The organism is Limosilactobacillus alvi (assembly GCF_016900115.1).
GTDB lineage: Bacteria > Bacillota > Bacilli > Lactobacillales > Lactobacillaceae > Limosilactobacillus > Limosilactobacillus alvi.
Map to the genome: position 1 here is coordinate 57,006 of NZ_JACJJQ010000004.1, position 14,028 is coordinate 71,033.

Below are 14,028 nucleotides of genomic sequence, written 5' to 3' on the forward strand. Positions count from 1 at the left end.
GAGCAGCATTGCCACTTAATAGGTCACTCGTATTGACCGTTATCCGATCACTACTGCTTGCTGAAGAGGCCGCACTTTGGCTCGCACTGCTAGAAGTTGCGGAACTATTGGCAGATGAGTTAGCCGTGCTGGTGGCACTTGAGGCCGCACTACTCCCTTCACTTTTGCGCTTGACTTGGCACTAGCAGCAGGCGTGGCACTACTGGACGCCGCACTTTGGCTCACACTGCTAGAAGTTGCGGAACTATTGGCGGATGAGGTGGCCGAACTGGTGGCACTTGAGGCCGTACTACCCCCTTCACTTGTGCTTGACTTGGCACTAGCAACGGGCGTAGCACTACTGGACGCCGCACTTTGGCTCGCACTGCTAGAAGTTGCGGAACTATTGGCGGATGAGGTGGCCGTGCTGGTGGCACTTGAGGCCGCACTACCCCCTTCACTTGCACTACTGGTTGAAGTTATCGATTGATCAGTTGATGTTGCTGCATGTACTGGATCAGTTGCGACCGAAGTACCGATAAAAATCCCAGTCGCGAGCATCGCTGTTACCCAGAGCTTCTTTGCTTTATAAAGCTTATAGTGTTCTTTCCGTTCAGTCATTTTATTCTCTCCATTTATTTACTAAATAAGTAATTCTTAATTTTATATCAACTCCAAAAATAATTCACATTATCATGGATCTTTTGCTAAACAATAATCGCCCGCTAGTAATTTCATTGATTCAATTAAATGTCGATAAACCATACTGATTAATTCTACAACTTTTTCAAAGTTTTTTATACTAATTACTTCCAAAGTGTTCTTTTTATTTTCTTATCGATCTACATGATTTTATTTATTTTTTATATTCAGATCACCGAAATCACTTCACAAACAATCATCAAGCTTAGAATTTATTTTTCATTTAATTAACCGCTTGGCTATTCACCACTAATCTTCACAACCTCAACCTTGTTTATCATGATCAAGGCTACCAGTTAACTTCAATTTTCTTGGTACAACACGCTTTCGCTTTACTAAGGGCGTTGATAAAGAGACCCACTTCCAATTTTCCGAATTGAACTAGTAATGTTCAAATTGCAAAAATGACACCGCACAGATCCACCAGATCTGTGCAGTGTCATTTTCTTATTTTATAAAAAAGTCTTAGTTAACCACGTACTTCGGTGCTTCCCCATTAATCTTAGCAATAGCGTTACTAGTAACGATCTTGGCCATATCATTCCGGGCTTCGACCGTGGCGTTCCCAATGTGCGGGGTCAAAATAACGTTGTCTAAACTCTTAAATTCGTCCGCAAATTTTGGCTCTGCTTCGTAAACATCAAGGGCCGCCCCAGCAATTTCCTGGTTATTCAAAGCTTCTAAGAGGTCAGTTTCACTAATCACTGGTCCCCGAGCAGCGTTAATCAAGATGGCGTTTTGCTTCATCAGCTTAAACTGTGGCGCCGTCAGCATTTGCTTGGTTTCAGGGGTCAATGGGTAATGTAAGCTAACTACATCACTAACCTTCAACAGTTCATCCAAAGAAACGTAAGTAGCGTGGTAATGAGCTTCCGTTGCTGGATCCGCTTGGTGCCGTTGCGTGTAAACAACCTTCATGTCAAAAGCGGCCATCCGTTGCGCAACGTTTTTTCCAATATCGCCTAAACCAACAATCCCTAAAGTTTTACCAGCTAATTGATGACCTAAGAAAAAGAGCGGTGCCCAACCATCAAAACCCTTGGTCCGGTTAAGTTTATCCCCTTCAACGATTCGGTGGGAAAGAGCAAGCATTAACCCACAGGCCACTTCCGCTGTTGAAGTTGAGGAAACCAATGGCGTATTGGTAACATCAATCCCGCGTTGCCGCGCAGCTTTAACATCAATATTGTTAAAGCCGGCCCCAAAGTTAGCAATTAGCTTCAAGTTCTTCGCTGCGGCAATTACATCCGCATCAACCGGCGTGGACAACGGGGTAATCAAGACTTCAATGTCATTTACATGAGCCAATAATTCTTCCTTAGTAATTAAGCCTTTCCCATCATACACATCGTAAGATAAGCCGGCCCTTTCAAGCATGTCAGTAGCAAGTTTCGGTAATTTAGCTGACAGATATACTTGCGTCATATGCTTCGCTTCCTTTTTCTAAAATCCAAACCAACATAACAATCCTCTTCTATTATATTGGAACCGCTAACATTTGTTAATTAATTATTTAAAAAATACCTTTGGGAAGATGGGCACTTATTTTTATCACAATTATGATGGTTTACCATAATTAACGTGGATAAGGAATTTTAGTAAAAAAAGAGGGTGGGAAGAAATACAAGTTTCTTCCCACCCTTTCTTTTTCATCTCTAAATATTACACACAAACCCAAGCTATCGAAAGTTTCTCTGGTCGCTAATCCGGATTCCGCAGAAGATTCATTAGTAATTGAATAAATTCATCAACAGCAGCGCTAATTTGCTCTTCTTGCCATAAAATACAGTACGGTTGAACCATCATGTGACCATCTGCCTCAGTTACTGCAACCCGGTTAATCAAGGATCCGGTTGGCTGCCAGTGACCAACCTCATTTACCAAAAGGTAACCCTGATTTGCTACTACCAACATCTGGGCCTCCGCAAGACTGTCGACAAACTTAAATTCACCATCAACACCTAACTTTTCCCGATAAAAACGAGCCTCTTCAGCCGCCTGCCCCTTGGAACAAACTACAATACATGGCTTATTAGCAACGTCATTTAAGGTTACCGAAATTTGGTTAGCAACTTGATTTTCACTACTGATTTCAATATAGTAACGCGCGTTTGAAAGTAATTCTTGATGAAACTCTGCCGGCAGATCGTGCCGATCGCCAACAAAGGCAATATCAAGTTCTTTATTTTGTAGCTTTCTTAGCATTTCTACATGATCTTCGGCCGTAATACTAAGCTGAATTTGGGGGAACAGTTGGCTAAAACTGCCAACCACCCGGCCTAATTCAACCCCATCATAATTTTTGGGATAACCAATCGTTAGCTCGCCAACTTCATGTTTACCAACATTAATCGTGGCCTTCTTCAGTTGGTCAGCCGCGGCTAATAGCGCTGGGCCATGTCGATACAAATAATTACCTGCACTAGTTAACGAAAAACTCCGGTTATGGCGCTTCAATAATTTGACTCCGAGCTCTTGCTCTAACGCCCGAATCTGTTGAGAAATCGCAGATTGGGAGATAAAAGCAGCGTCCGCCGCCTTAGTAAAACTTTGGTTATCCACAACTTTAATAAAATAGTCTAGTTGACGCAATAACATCTTTTATGCCCCCATCTTCGTTGGCTAGTCCTTCCATTAACCACAGTATAATGTTTATTTTTCGCCAGCGCTAATAATATGATAACTATGCGACAATAATCGCTTTTTTGGACAAATAATAGAATTTATTGCACAAAATTGGTTGATTTAATTTTGCCCTCAAAAGGCTCGTGCTCCGCTTTCAGAAAAAATCCCCAAGATCCGCTGGTCTTTTATTTAAGGATTGGCTTGATCCATCACTTGGCGAGTTGCTTTAGCTAATTTTTCAACCACCTGTTCCCCAGTTGCCATACTTGAATTATTATCGGTATAAACGGCGATGGTGTAGTTATTATCACCAGGGCCATTAATATAGCCGATACTATTAATTATCCATTTTCGTTTGCCATATGACAGCCAACCATTCTTTAGGCCATAGCTACTGCTCCCAGCTGAAATCCCCCACTGTTGGTCGCTTTCGACATTCGCCATCAAATTACGGATATAGGCTTGCTCACTAGCCGATAATTGGTCGGAATGAAAATAAATATTATTCAACAACCGTAACTGGTCACTTGGGGTGGTAACTGTTAGCCCCCAGTAATTGCTAGCTATTGAATGAGTCATTTCAAAATGATCGAATATCTTTTGTAGCCCGCTCTTTCCCCCGATGTAGTTTTCAAATAACTCATTTGTGGCATCATTATTTGAATTTTCAATCATCGCGGTTGCGAGTTCATCTTCGTGACTGCTTAATTGACCGTTTTCTTTTTGCAAGAGCCCCGCTAAAATCGCCACTTTGACCGTACTAGCAGTATAAAATTGATGTTTTGGCGCATTGGTTGCCCGGTAGGTCTGCCCGGTCTTGGCAGAATAGACTGCAACCGCAACGTTAGCGTCAGTTGCTTTAAACTGTTGGCGCCATGTTTTATGAAGTTGATCACCCAAAGTCATCGTTGAAAAAAGATTGGTGACTGCTTTCGTGGGGTGGTAATTTGCCGCCTGGTTAGGATTTTTACTGGTATAAGAAATTAAACTAACCAATAGGAGGGCAACACCAATAAATCCACCAGTTATCCACTGTTGGAAGCGACGTGACTGACGACGGCTTTGACGTGTTTCACGCGCCGTTTTTCTCATTTCAGGGCTCCTTTCTGAAAACTGTCAGCGCCAAATATTTTACCACATGCTTACCTGAATAATTGATTAGAATTTCTAATCTTTTGCAGTTTAAAGCGTTCTCATTAAATTGCTACTCACGTTTTTCTAAAACCGGTATAATAGAAATTAAAGGAGTTGATTTAGATGCACTGGCAAACAATTTGGCAAAAGTTCAAGGCAAGTTTTCGGGTAAATTTTTTTGCTTACTTAAACTTCTTTGCCCAAGAAGATAATTTTATCCACTCTCATCAACAAAATCATCATTCTTCAAGTAAGAAGTTGGACGAATAATTCAGCTGTGGTCATAATTTGTGGATTCTCATCCCAGACCGGATTTTTATAATCCGTTTCCGCAAAATCATCATAATGAGCTAAGATCGCCTGACCAATTTGGGTCAATAAAATTCGTTGGTCTTTGGGATTAATCCAGAGGATCCCAGCAGCAATTAACCTATGAATGGTCTGAGTAACGGTAACCGGCACAAGTGCCTTTTGCCACCGGATTTCATCAGCGATTTGTAATAGTTCTCCTTGACCAACATTGGCTTTCGCAACAAAGGCCAATAACACCATTTTTTGATATGTAATTTCGATACCGTGATGAGGCCGGGGCAAACATTGCTTCATCGCCCGGATACGAGCTTGCCGACTTGAAAACTGAGAAAAGACGATCGTATCCACTTTTCCATACCAAGCTGGATGAAAAGCCAGCCGAATCGTATTTACCATCATCTCCACCGCAAAAGTGAGGTAAATGCTCTCACTATGGTTAGAATGATGTTTTTCGACGAGCCAAACGCCAGGAACTTTTTCCATCGCTTGTATAAGCATAGTTGCCTCGTTTTGCCAGTCGTACGACGTAATTGTCATCTAAATCTCTCCTCACTTAATTATTTCATAAGGTTTAGTTTAACCTTGAAGCGGAGGCCATCGCAATGGATTTAAAACAATTTAAAAACACGGGTGCGGATTTTAAAATCAAAAATGCAGCCACCACTTTTGATCCTGGTCTGGATCGTCAAGGGATCAAAAATGAATTAGCAACCACAATGGATAAAATCAAGCAGGAACAACGGAAACTCTTCGCTGACCGCCGTTACGGAATTATTGTGGTTTTACAAGCCATGGATGCAGCCGGAAAAGACAGTTTGATCAGTCACGTCTTTTCCCAAGTTAATCCAGGGGGCTTACGCGTAGCTAACTTTAAGCGGCCCTCAACGACTGAGTTAAGCCACGATTTTCTCTGGCGAATTACTAATCAATTACCTGAACGGGGGGAAATTGGAATTCTGAACCGGTCTCACTATGAAGACGTGCTAGTTTCCAAGGTTCACCCCCAATTGATTGTCAATGCAAATTTACCAGGAATCGATACCTTGGATGATGTGACCCCTGAGTTATTTGAACAACGGTACCACGATATTAACAATTACGAATCCTACCTCACACACAACGGGTTTGTAATTTTGAAGTTCTTCTTACATATTTCTAAGGAGGAACAAAAGCAACGGTTCTTGGCCCGGATCGAACGACCAGAAAAAAACTGGAAATTTGAAAAAGCTGATATTGCAGAGCGCCGTTACTGGGACGATTACCAAAGGGCTTATCAAGACGCCATTCGGGCAACTTCAAGTAAGGAAAATCCTTGGTACATTATCCCAGCTGATGATAAGTGGACCAGTCGGTTAATCGTTGCCAAAATCATGGTTAAGCGAATTAGGCAACTTAACCTTCAATTTCCAGTCACCGAAGCTGACCAAAAAAAGCTAATGGCTGATGCTTTGAAAATTTTAGAAAGCGAGAAATAAAAGTCGCCGCCAAAAATTTGACGATGATGAGCGCAAGCAAACGCTAAAGCCAACTTTAGTCAGATTTGCGGTTGCCTTCTTAATCTAGCCGAAGCTTTCTTTGCTGAGCATTAAATGAGCCTAGCAGAGCGGCCAGGGAGAAACGCTTGTTTCTTCTTGGCCGCTCTTTCATTTCCGCAGATCATTCGGCAACTATGGTCAAGCATCCCGGACTTAGCAAAGCTTTTTCCAATCCGCCTCGTTTTGCTTAGATCATCAAGAAAATTCTCTGCTCCCCACTTGTTTTTTATTTTTCAAACAATTACAATCAAACCATTATCTAATCAAATTTTAATATTATGGAGAACTAATTATGCCACGTTCTGCTTCTGCAGTAGCCTTCCGGGCCTCGATTCCGGTAATGTTTGGCTACTTAATTTTAGGCCTTGGTTATGGGCTCTACATGCATAACTTGGATTTTGCCTGGTGGTATCCTCCATTAATGGCTGCCACCATTTATGGTGGTTCGGTTGAGTTTGTTATTGCTACCATGCTAACCCAACATTTTAATCCCCTCACCGTTTTAATGATCACTTTTGTAGTGGGGTTTCGCCAGTTCTTTTATAGTATCTCAATGCTCAATCGTTATGAAGGGCATGGACTAGCTCATTTTTTCCAAATCTATACCTTGTCGGATGAAACTTTTGCTGTTAACTATACCGTCCACGTTCCGACCGGGGTTGATCGTCAAAGGGTCTACACCCTAATTTCCCTATTTGATTATTGTTACTGGATCATCGGCGCTTTAAGTGGTAGCTTGCTCGGGACTGCCTTTGCTCTAAAAATTGCCGGTCTAGAATTTGTCATGACCGCCCTTTTTATTGTTCTTTGTCTTGATCAATTCAAACGCGAAAGTAGCCACCTCAGTACGGTTAGTGGGCTCATCATCACTATCCTTTGCCTACTAGTAGTTGGTAAAACCTATTTTTTGCTTGCTACCTTGGTCCTCTTAGTGATCGAGTTTGCGATTGTTAATCATCAAAAAGAAAGGCGGTAATCGCGATGACTTTAGTTCAACGTTTAATCACCATCTTCCTAGCCGCAATCGCTAATCTTTTGACCCGCATCCTTCCCTTCTGGCTCTTTAAACGCGAAGGTCAAACCCCACCTCGTTTTATCCAGGAACTAGGTGAATTCCTTCCTGGCGCAATTATGGCCATGTTGGTTGTCTATTGCTTCAAAGATGTCAATTGGCTAGGCGCAAACCATGGTCTCCCTGAAATTTTGGCGGGGCTGGCCACGGTGATTATCCACTTAAAATGGCGACAAACCTTCATTTCTTTAATTGCTGGGACCGGAATTTACATTCTCCTTTTACATCTAATTTAAAAAGCGAGGTTGGGAAGCAACGCGTGTTACTTCCCAACCTCGCTTTCAGCTCAACCCAATCCTGCCAGCTCACGAATGATCAGAAACCTGGCTAGCTTTGCTTGAAACCACGTTCTTCATAAACCGGTCTTCAGATGGTTTAATAAGGCAAAGAAAAAGCCGGTGAAAATCAGCAAAGTAAATTTTCACCGACTAATTTAGCTTAATCCGGCCGTTAAGCTAATAATTAGCTTAAACGGTTCCGCATCCCGTGCGAGAATGAAACAATAATCAGTGCTACTAACCCCAAAATTGCAATTACGTTACTCATAGTTGACATCATATTGAACACTCCTTTTATTATTTAATTCGTAGGCTCATTCGAACCCTCATCTTTTCTACACCCCTATAGTAACAGGCTTTTGGGGAAAGTACCAATAATAATCCAATAATGTTTTGATGAGGAATTTTACGTTAAAGATGACCAATTCTAAGCAAATTATGAGCAACTCTGCTTTTGGCTATCACCTAACTTTTTGCCCTTTACTCAAATGCCGAATCGTCGGCATTTTTAGTCTTCACAAAATTAATTTTCTTTATCTCGTTTCGAAAACCAGTTAAGATTTCTAAGAAAAGCGGCCATAATCCTCTTAGAATTAAAAGTTTTCCCAGAAAATTTTGTTTTACAAGGTGTTAGCTAATCAAAAAGAAAAAGGTCGATTCTAATGAATCAACCTTCGTCCTTCTTATCCCAACCAGGCCGTCAAGAAGCTTTTCCCTTTTTCTTTTTTAAAACAACCCGCGCTTAGCAACATTCTGCGTGGCATAGATTGGAAGCTTCATGGTTGGCATCCCCTTTAATTGCAAATCAACCGTCCCTAACCGTTCTCCTTGCTTAACGGGAGCCCGGACCTTACGGTGGGCGATACTATCTATATTTTGCCGGAGCGTAATCTTAGCTGGCCAATGTTTTTGGTTTACCATCGTCTTTGGTACCCAAACCACCGTTGGTTTAAGCTTAACGCTTACTTGATGTTGATTCTTTCCGTGGGCCACCTTGATGTGGCTTACAGATTTACTCAACTGGTTAATATTGTTAACCGTAACGGGCTGCGATCGATTTTGTACGATATCAATCATCTTTTGAGTTTGGGTGAATTGATTATTAAACTGCCCATTGGCATGCAAGACGACCGTAATTACCCGGCGGCCACTGAAGGTCCCCGAACCTACAAAACAGTTTCCCGCCTTATCAGTTAACCCGGTCTTCAAACCATCAATTTCGCCATTTTTGGCAGCCACTCCGTTTTGGGGCAACATGGCATTAATGTTCACCATTTGATATTCGCGGCCTTCGGCAATCTTAAAGGTAACAAACTTTTGCTTAGTAAGATTGGTTACATCTGGATAGTGATTTAAGAGATAGGCGGAAATTTTTGCCATATCGGTTGCAGTAAACAGATTTTCTGCATCTTTATTGACGCCTTTAATCCCATATTTTCCTAATTCACCATTAGAAAGTCCAATCATATTGTAAATTTTGGCATCGGTAACCCCAGCTTTTTGCGCCATTTTTTGCATCTTGTGATTAAAAGCTTTGGTGCTCCCAGCGGATGCCAGAGCCAACGCTTCGGCACTCCCGTCTGCGGAAACAATCATCATTGATTCAACCAAAGCCTTCACGGTGTATGATTGGCCTTCATCTAACTCCACATTGGAAAAGCGCCAGTCATTAGAAAGCTTAGCTACTTGGTGGTCAATTTTGATTTTTTGATCCCAACTTAAGCGATGATGAGCAATATCATCCTCGATTACTAGTAGGGTTAAAATCTTCGTAACTGAAGCCACCGGCAATAATTTTTCGGCATTTTGGGCATACAGTACTTGCCCCGTCTTTTGGTCAATCATTACCGCGGCTTTCGCATTAATTGGTTTACTGGCGGCTTGCACCCGGAGTGGTGCCACTACTAGGCCGAACAGCAAAATCAAGCTACAAAAGCTGGCGATTCCGCTTTGCCACTTTGTTTTAAAGAATTTCCAAATCATAAAAACCCCCACAACTCAATTTTAGACAACTCATACATTGTACTAGAATTAAACACTTTGTAGGGGCTTTTTTACAAAGTTTTATTAATTTGTTAATCGGTTTACAACAATTAATCATCAAACTTTTCATTTTGTAAAATCGAGGTCGTTGGTGCCTGCTGTTTAGTTACAAAATGTGCAATTGAGGCATCCTTTACTTCCATCGCGTGTTGTTTTAATTCACTATCATTACCAGATGCATAAACGGAAAATTCTCCTGTCAATCGCACCTCGGTTAATTCTAATTCACCCGCAACAATGAATTCGCTTTTTAAGAGGCTGACCAAATACTTTACGGAGTCGCTAAGATCCTCCATTTTCCCAAAGCTATCCCGGAAGTGCTTCATCTTGGAAGCCTTATCGGCATGCCATTGGAAGTACTCGTTAAATTGATCTACCACATGGGCTAACTTCCGGCGGTATTCTCGCCGAAAGACGGGCACCCCCTTCATATCTTCGGCCACATACTTTTTGAGAGCCACAAACTCAAGATTAAAGCCACTATTTTCACCCAATTGTAAGCCGGCATTTTCTTCTGCGTCTAATTGGGGTGTGATATGAAACTGGATTAATTGTGCGTCCATAATTTACCTCTTTTATCCCTTAGTTTCTTTTCATTATAATCGTAATCATCCCCAGATTAAAGCCACAATTAGGTTTAAAGCCCCCAACCAACTAATCGCTAGTAAGGTTGCACCTAAAACATCACTAGGATAATGCGCCCGTAGGGTTAAGCGACAAAGCGCAACTAAGCTCCACCAAATCACTAACGTCAATGCTAACCAAAGTGTCGAGCCATAAAGTTGCCAAAGCATCAAAGCCATCACCGTTGTCCCCAAAACGTGGCCACTAGGAAAGCTAAAGTCATCATCATGAGCTAGGTGGCCTCTAGGGCGTTCCCGGCGGAGGGTGTTTTTAATGATAATTCCGATCACGTTAGCAAAGCCGAGCCCGGCCAAAACCCAACAAAACTTCCCCCAACCATTTGTCACTAATTGAATAAATGCTAATAAAAAACACCAGCCAACCATTAAAATTGGCTGGTTGATCCAAGCAACAAAGCGCCAGAAGGAATTTTGGTTTTTGCGGACTAACTTTTGGTGAAGTTGTGCATCATACACTTCAAAGGTTGGTGATTTGGCAATCAAAATCATCAAGCAGATTAACCCCCCACCCCCTAAAAGTAAATCCAACCAATCTTTAATCATCGTCATCCTCCATTAATAATTGCAACAGATAATCACTAACTGGCCGATCAAACTCCAGATTAATGGCTAAACGGGTAAGGTTGTCATAGGTCACCTTCTGCAAACTTCCCGTTTGGTAGTGACAGGTTCCTAAATAGTAGTAGTTCTTCTGATCAGTGGCGTTGGATCGCTGCACAAAGAGGTGGAGGCGATCCCGTCCACTTATTAGGCGTTGGACATTCTTCGCCCCTGGTCTGATATCCTTCCCGTTTAGGAAAAAGCGTAACGCCTGGTGACCGAGAAATTCGTTTTGGTAGTCAATTTCCTTGCGGATCCCGCGCCGTTTATGATAGGAAACAAAAAAGATTCCCTCATGGAGGCCACTAGCTTCATTGGTAAAGTAGTAACCACTGACTATTTGAGCATTCAGATTCTTCGGGTTATTAATCAAGCGTACCGCATCTTTCCGGGTATATTTTTTACCCGGAGTAAAGGCTTGATCTGGTAAGTAAGCTTGGGCAAGGGCTAAACCAACGGCTACTAAATCGGTCACCCAGGCTTTGAATTGCGGCTTTTGAAGTTCCCTTCTTACCTGGTCTCCCCAGTAATAACTCCCATTTTGATAAGTTACAATCGGCAACTCCCCATAATCTGTCCGCGTTGGTCGGGCCCGCAAAGCAAAGTAGGTTAAGGCTAATACTTTGCGCACGGAACGTAAAGTAAATTCATCCCGTAAACAATGAGCGTTCGCTAAAATTGCTTGGTATTGTTGATCACTCACCTGGTTGGTTTGTAGGAGTGCTTGCAGTAACAATAATTCCTGTCGGCGCTTGCCATTTAAAAGTTCAGCCGTAATAAAGGTAAGGACCCGATCCTGGTAATCGGAAAGTTCAATTGTCTCACCCATTTTTATCAAAAATTGGGGATAGTTTTTCACGGGCCCGCTGGTTGAAATCACCAATGGATCGGCCACTTGAAAACGTACAAAGTCCATTAACGATGGGATCTGGCCCAGTCGTTGCTTTAAAGCGCGGTATTGGGGGCGCAGCCGGCTTAAAGCCGTTAAATGGACCTGGTTTAAGGCCGCCAAAACCCGCGATTTGGCCACCGGTTCAAAGTTAATTGTTGACTGACCAATTAAAGTTTGGCCGTTAATCGTTGTCCGGGTAGCATCGAGATTGCCACTTGTATCCCCGGTCAAGACTAAGGGCAGGAGGTAGTTATGCTTAAAGTTACCAATAAAATCAAGGACCATTAGATAATCCTTCCCTGGGAACTTACGCAGACCACGGCCGAGTTGTTGCTGATAGACAATTGGTGAGCTAGTATTTCGCAAAAAAACCACCTGATTAACACAGGGGATATCAATTCCTTCATTAAAAATATCAACCGTCACTAAATATTCCACTTGTCCCGCCGTTAATTGGGCCACCAATTGCTGGCGGTGAGCAATTGAATCCTCCCCACTTAGGGCTGCTGCTGGATGCCCATGGCGATTGAGCGCCTGGGCTAGTTCGTTCGCTTCAAGTACACTGGCACAAAAAATTAAGCCGTGGAGTTGTTCCCCGGCATAACCATAGTATGCGGTTTGCTCAAGTAGGTAAGCCACCCGTTCGTCTGACGTTAAGAGTTTGACCGCCTGGACATCCGCTTGATGATGACCCCCGTCACTAAAACGTTCCAAGTACTTCATAACCCGCTGATTATCCTTAGCGACTTTAAAATGATAGTCAGCAATCCCAACGTAGTGGAAGGGGACTAACATCTCCGCTTCCAAGGCCGCTTGCAGACGAATTTCGTAGGCAACTTGATAATTGAAGAGTTCGAAGATACTGGTGTCATCCGTTCGCTCAGGCGTCGCCGTCAACCCCAAACAAAATTGCGGATGAAAATAATCCATTAAGGTTTGGTAAGTTGCTGCCCCGGCGTGATGAACTTCATCAATGATTAGGTAGTCAAAGGCGGTCGGAGCAAAATTTGCGAGGTTCCGGCTCAAGGCTTGGACAGTCGCAAAGAGGTATTTGGCCCCGATTTGATGTTCACGCCCCGTGTAAAGGCCGTAATCACTAGCTGGGCCACCTAAAATGGTCTGGAAACTGGCCTTGGCTTTTTGGAGAATTTGTTCCCGGTGGGCAACAAAAAGGAGGCGGTGGGGCCGGGCTGCTTGGACCGCAAAGGCAGCTAAGTATGTTTTTCCCGTCCCCGTTGCCGAAATCACAAGTGCCCGGGGTTGACCAGCTTGCCGAAGCTTTTCGATTTCAGTTGTGGCCTGTTTTTGCATCGAATTGAGGTGGATCACTGGCTTGGCGACTGAGTTTGGCTTCGGGACACTAAGTGGTTGGTAGTGAGCCGCATAATCTGCTAACCAAGTTGCCGTTAGTGGGATGGCCGATTCCCAAAAGTGTTGAAAAGCCGTGGTAAACTGATTAGTAAAGCTTCCTTGCGTTCGCGAATCAAGTCGGAGGGTTAATTCTTGGTTTCGTCCAAGCATCGCATTTGCCGTTAAGTTGGCGCTTCCGACCAGGAGGGTTGCATAATCACCATGGTCAAACCAATACCCCTTTTGGTGAAAACCATCCCCACTCGCAATTTTGACGGTCACATTCGGTAACTTCATTAATTCTTGAAAAACCTTGGGCTGGTTAAAGTTTAAATAAGTAGCAGTCAGGATCTCGCCCTTAATTCCCTTACCTGATAATTCCCGGATTATGGGTTTCAGATTAGAAACCATAGCATCAGTAATGAAGGCCACTGCAAACCGAAAATGGTGACAAGTTAAAAGTTCATGACGCAAGGTGACCCAAGTTGGGCTCGTTTGATTATCCAACAATGTCGGGCCAAAGTTTAAACTAGCCTGCCCTAATTTTTGGTCAACTAAGCCATTAACAATCGCTGCTTGAAACTCATCACTTTGCCACGCTTCCATGTTAATCCTCCCTTTATATATCTTCATTATTATAAGGGAAAGCCGTTTTCCTGAAAACAACGAGATGACAAACAACCTAAGATTAGTTCAGGATGAATTTTACCATCCTGGACTTTTTTATTACCCTAAAGATAGAGCTAAGGTCGTCCATAGCCTCAGGGACTGCGAGTCCGTATCACAAAATGACCTCCGCTATCTTTGCTTTGATATTTTGATTTTCAGGTTGTGGGACTACGAGTTCGAGTATAGGAAATGA

The 14,028-nt window shown here is 42.8% G+C and carries 13 protein-coding genes; 4 read left to right on the forward strand and 9 right to left on the reverse strand.

Annotation, left to right across the window (positions count from 1 at the left end):
* Positions 1-39: 39 nt before the first annotated feature.
* The 4 genes from H5993_RS01495 to H5993_RS01510 form a co-directional block, all read right to left on the reverse strand.
* Complete coding sequence (locus H5993_RS01495; protein ID WP_204775961.1) at positions 40-600, reverse strand: KxYKxGKxW signal peptide domain-containing protein; 561 nt, start codon at positions 598-600, stop codon at positions 40-42.
* Between the two features lie 546 nt (positions 601-1,146).
* Positions 1,147-2,106 carry a 2-hydroxyacid dehydrogenase family protein gene (locus H5993_RS01500; RefSeq protein WP_204775962.1) on the reverse strand — a complete coding sequence of 320 codons (960 nt, stop codon included), beginning with the start codon at positions 2,104-2,106 and terminating at the stop codon, positions 1,147-1,149.
* 276 nt (positions 2,107-2,382) lie between these two features.
* On the reverse strand, positions 2,383-3,279 hold the full coding sequence (locus tag H5993_RS01505) for a LysR family transcriptional regulator (protein ID WP_204775963.1): 897 nt from the start codon (positions 3,277-3,279) through the stop codon (positions 2,383-2,385).
* Between the two features lie 216 nt (positions 3,280-3,495).
* Positions 3,496-4,398 (reverse strand): serine hydrolase, encoded by a 903-nt coding sequence (locus H5993_RS01510; RefSeq protein WP_204775964.1) that lies wholly within the window; start codon positions 4,396-4,398, stop codon positions 3,496-3,498.
* 165 nt (positions 4,399-4,563) lie between these two features.
* Between H5993_RS01510 and H5993_RS01515 the strand changes: the two genes are divergently transcribed.
* Entirely contained in the window at positions 4,564-4,710 is a 147-nt protein-coding gene (locus H5993_RS01515) for a hypothetical protein (protein WP_204775965.1), read from the forward strand.
* Here the strand turns inward: H5993_RS01515 and H5993_RS01520 are convergent.
* Positions 4,687-5,289 (reverse strand): hypothetical protein, encoded by a 603-nt coding sequence (locus H5993_RS01520; protein WP_180870688.1) that lies wholly within the window; start codon positions 5,287-5,289, stop codon positions 4,687-4,689. The two genes, H5993_RS01515 and H5993_RS01520, sit on opposite strands and share 24 nt — an antisense overlap.
* A gap of 65 nt (positions 5,290-5,354) precedes the next feature.
* On the opposite strand from H5993_RS01520, the gene H5993_RS01525 reads away from it, so the two are divergent.
* From H5993_RS01525 to H5993_RS01535, 3 genes are all read left to right on the forward strand, one after another.
* Positions 5,355-6,227: a PPK2 family polyphosphate kinase gene (locus H5993_RS01525; protein WP_180870690.1), complete on the forward strand. Its 873-nt coding sequence runs from the start codon at positions 5,355-5,357 to the stop codon at positions 6,225-6,227.
* Positions 6,228-6,579: 352 nt separating this feature from the next.
* On the forward strand, positions 6,580-7,263 hold the full coding sequence (locus tag H5993_RS01530) for an AzlC family ABC transporter permease (protein WP_204775966.1): 684 nt from the start codon (positions 6,580-6,582) through the stop codon (positions 7,261-7,263).
* A 5-nt stretch (positions 7,264-7,268) separates the two neighbouring features.
* A complete protein-coding gene (locus H5993_RS01535) occupies positions 7,269-7,595 on the forward strand; it encodes a branched-chain amino acid transporter permease (protein ID WP_180870694.1) in 327 nt (108 codons plus the stop codon).
* 768 nt (positions 7,596-8,363) lie between these two features.
* Here H5993_RS01535 and H5993_RS01540 read toward each other — a convergent pair.
* The 4 genes from H5993_RS01540 to H5993_RS01555 all read right to left on the reverse strand — a co-directional run bounded on the left by H5993_RS01540 (position 8,364) and on the right by H5993_RS01555 (position 13,772).
* Positions 8,364-9,620: a D-alanyl-D-alanine carboxypeptidase family protein gene (locus H5993_RS01540; protein WP_180870696.1), complete on the reverse strand. Its 1,257-nt coding sequence runs from the start codon at positions 9,618-9,620 to the stop codon at positions 8,364-8,366.
* Between the two features lie 110 nt (positions 9,621-9,730).
* Positions 9,731-10,243: a hypothetical protein gene (locus tag H5993_RS01545; protein ID WP_204775967.1), complete on the reverse strand. Its 513-nt coding sequence runs from the start codon at positions 10,241-10,243 to the stop codon at positions 9,731-9,733.
* Between the two features lie 45 nt (positions 10,244-10,288).
* Positions 10,289-10,867, reverse strand: coding sequence for a phosphatase PAP2 family protein (locus H5993_RS01550; RefSeq protein WP_204775968.1), 579 nt, complete (start codon positions 10,865-10,867; stop codon positions 10,289-10,291).
* Positions 10,860-13,772, reverse strand: a complete 2,913-nt coding sequence (locus H5993_RS01555) for a DUF3427 domain-containing protein (protein ID WP_204775969.1) — start codon at positions 13,770-13,772, stop codon at positions 10,860-10,862. Before H5993_RS01555 ends, H5993_RS01550 begins: the two co-directional genes overlap by 8 nt.
* Positions 13,773-14,028: the final 256 nt, after the last annotated feature.

Bases quoted from the DNA above. Each gene is read 5' to 3' on its own strand.
- H5993_RS01495 (WP_204775961.1), bottom strand. From the start codon at position 600: ATGACTGAACGGAAAGAACACTATAAGCTTTATAAAGCAAAGAAGCTC.
- H5993_RS01500 (WP_204775962.1), bottom strand. From the start codon at position 2,106: ATGACGCAAGTATATCTGTCAGCTAAATTACCGAAACTTGCTACTGAC.
- H5993_RS01505 (WP_204775963.1), bottom strand. From the start codon at position 3,279: ATGTTATTGCGTCAACTAGACTATTTTATTAAAGTTGTGGATAACCAA.
- H5993_RS01510 (WP_204775964.1), bottom strand. From the start codon at position 4,398: ATGAGAAAAACGGCGCGTGAAACACGTCAAAGCCGTCGTCAGTCACGT.
- H5993_RS01515 (WP_204775965.1), top strand. From the start codon at position 4,564: ATGCACTGGCAAACAATTTGGCAAAAGTTCAAGGCAAGTTTTCGGGTA.
- H5993_RS01520 (WP_180870688.1), bottom strand. From the start codon at position 5,289: ATGACAATTACGTCGTACGACTGGCAAAACGAGGCAACTATGCTTATA.
- H5993_RS01525 (WP_180870690.1), top strand. From the start codon at position 5,355: ATGGATTTAAAACAATTTAAAAACACGGGTGCGGATTTTAAAATCAAA.
- H5993_RS01530 (WP_204775966.1), top strand. From the start codon at position 6,580: ATGCCACGTTCTGCTTCTGCAGTAGCCTTCCGGGCCTCGATTCCGGTA.
- H5993_RS01535 (WP_180870694.1), top strand. From the start codon at position 7,269: ATGACTTTAGTTCAACGTTTAATCACCATCTTCCTAGCCGCAATCGCT.
- H5993_RS01540 (WP_180870696.1), bottom strand. From the start codon at position 9,620: ATGATTTGGAAATTCTTTAAAACAAAGTGGCAAAGCGGAATCGCCAGC.
- H5993_RS01545 (WP_204775967.1), bottom strand. From the start codon at position 10,243: ATGGACGCACAATTAATCCAGTTTCATATCACACCCCAATTAGACGCA.
- H5993_RS01550 (WP_204775968.1), bottom strand. From the start codon at position 10,867: ATGATTAAAGATTGGTTGGATTTACTTTTAGGGGGTGGGGGGTTAATC.
- H5993_RS01555 (WP_204775969.1), bottom strand. From the start codon at position 13,772: ATGGAAGCGTGGCAAAGTGATGAGTTTCAAGCAGCGATTGTTAATGGC.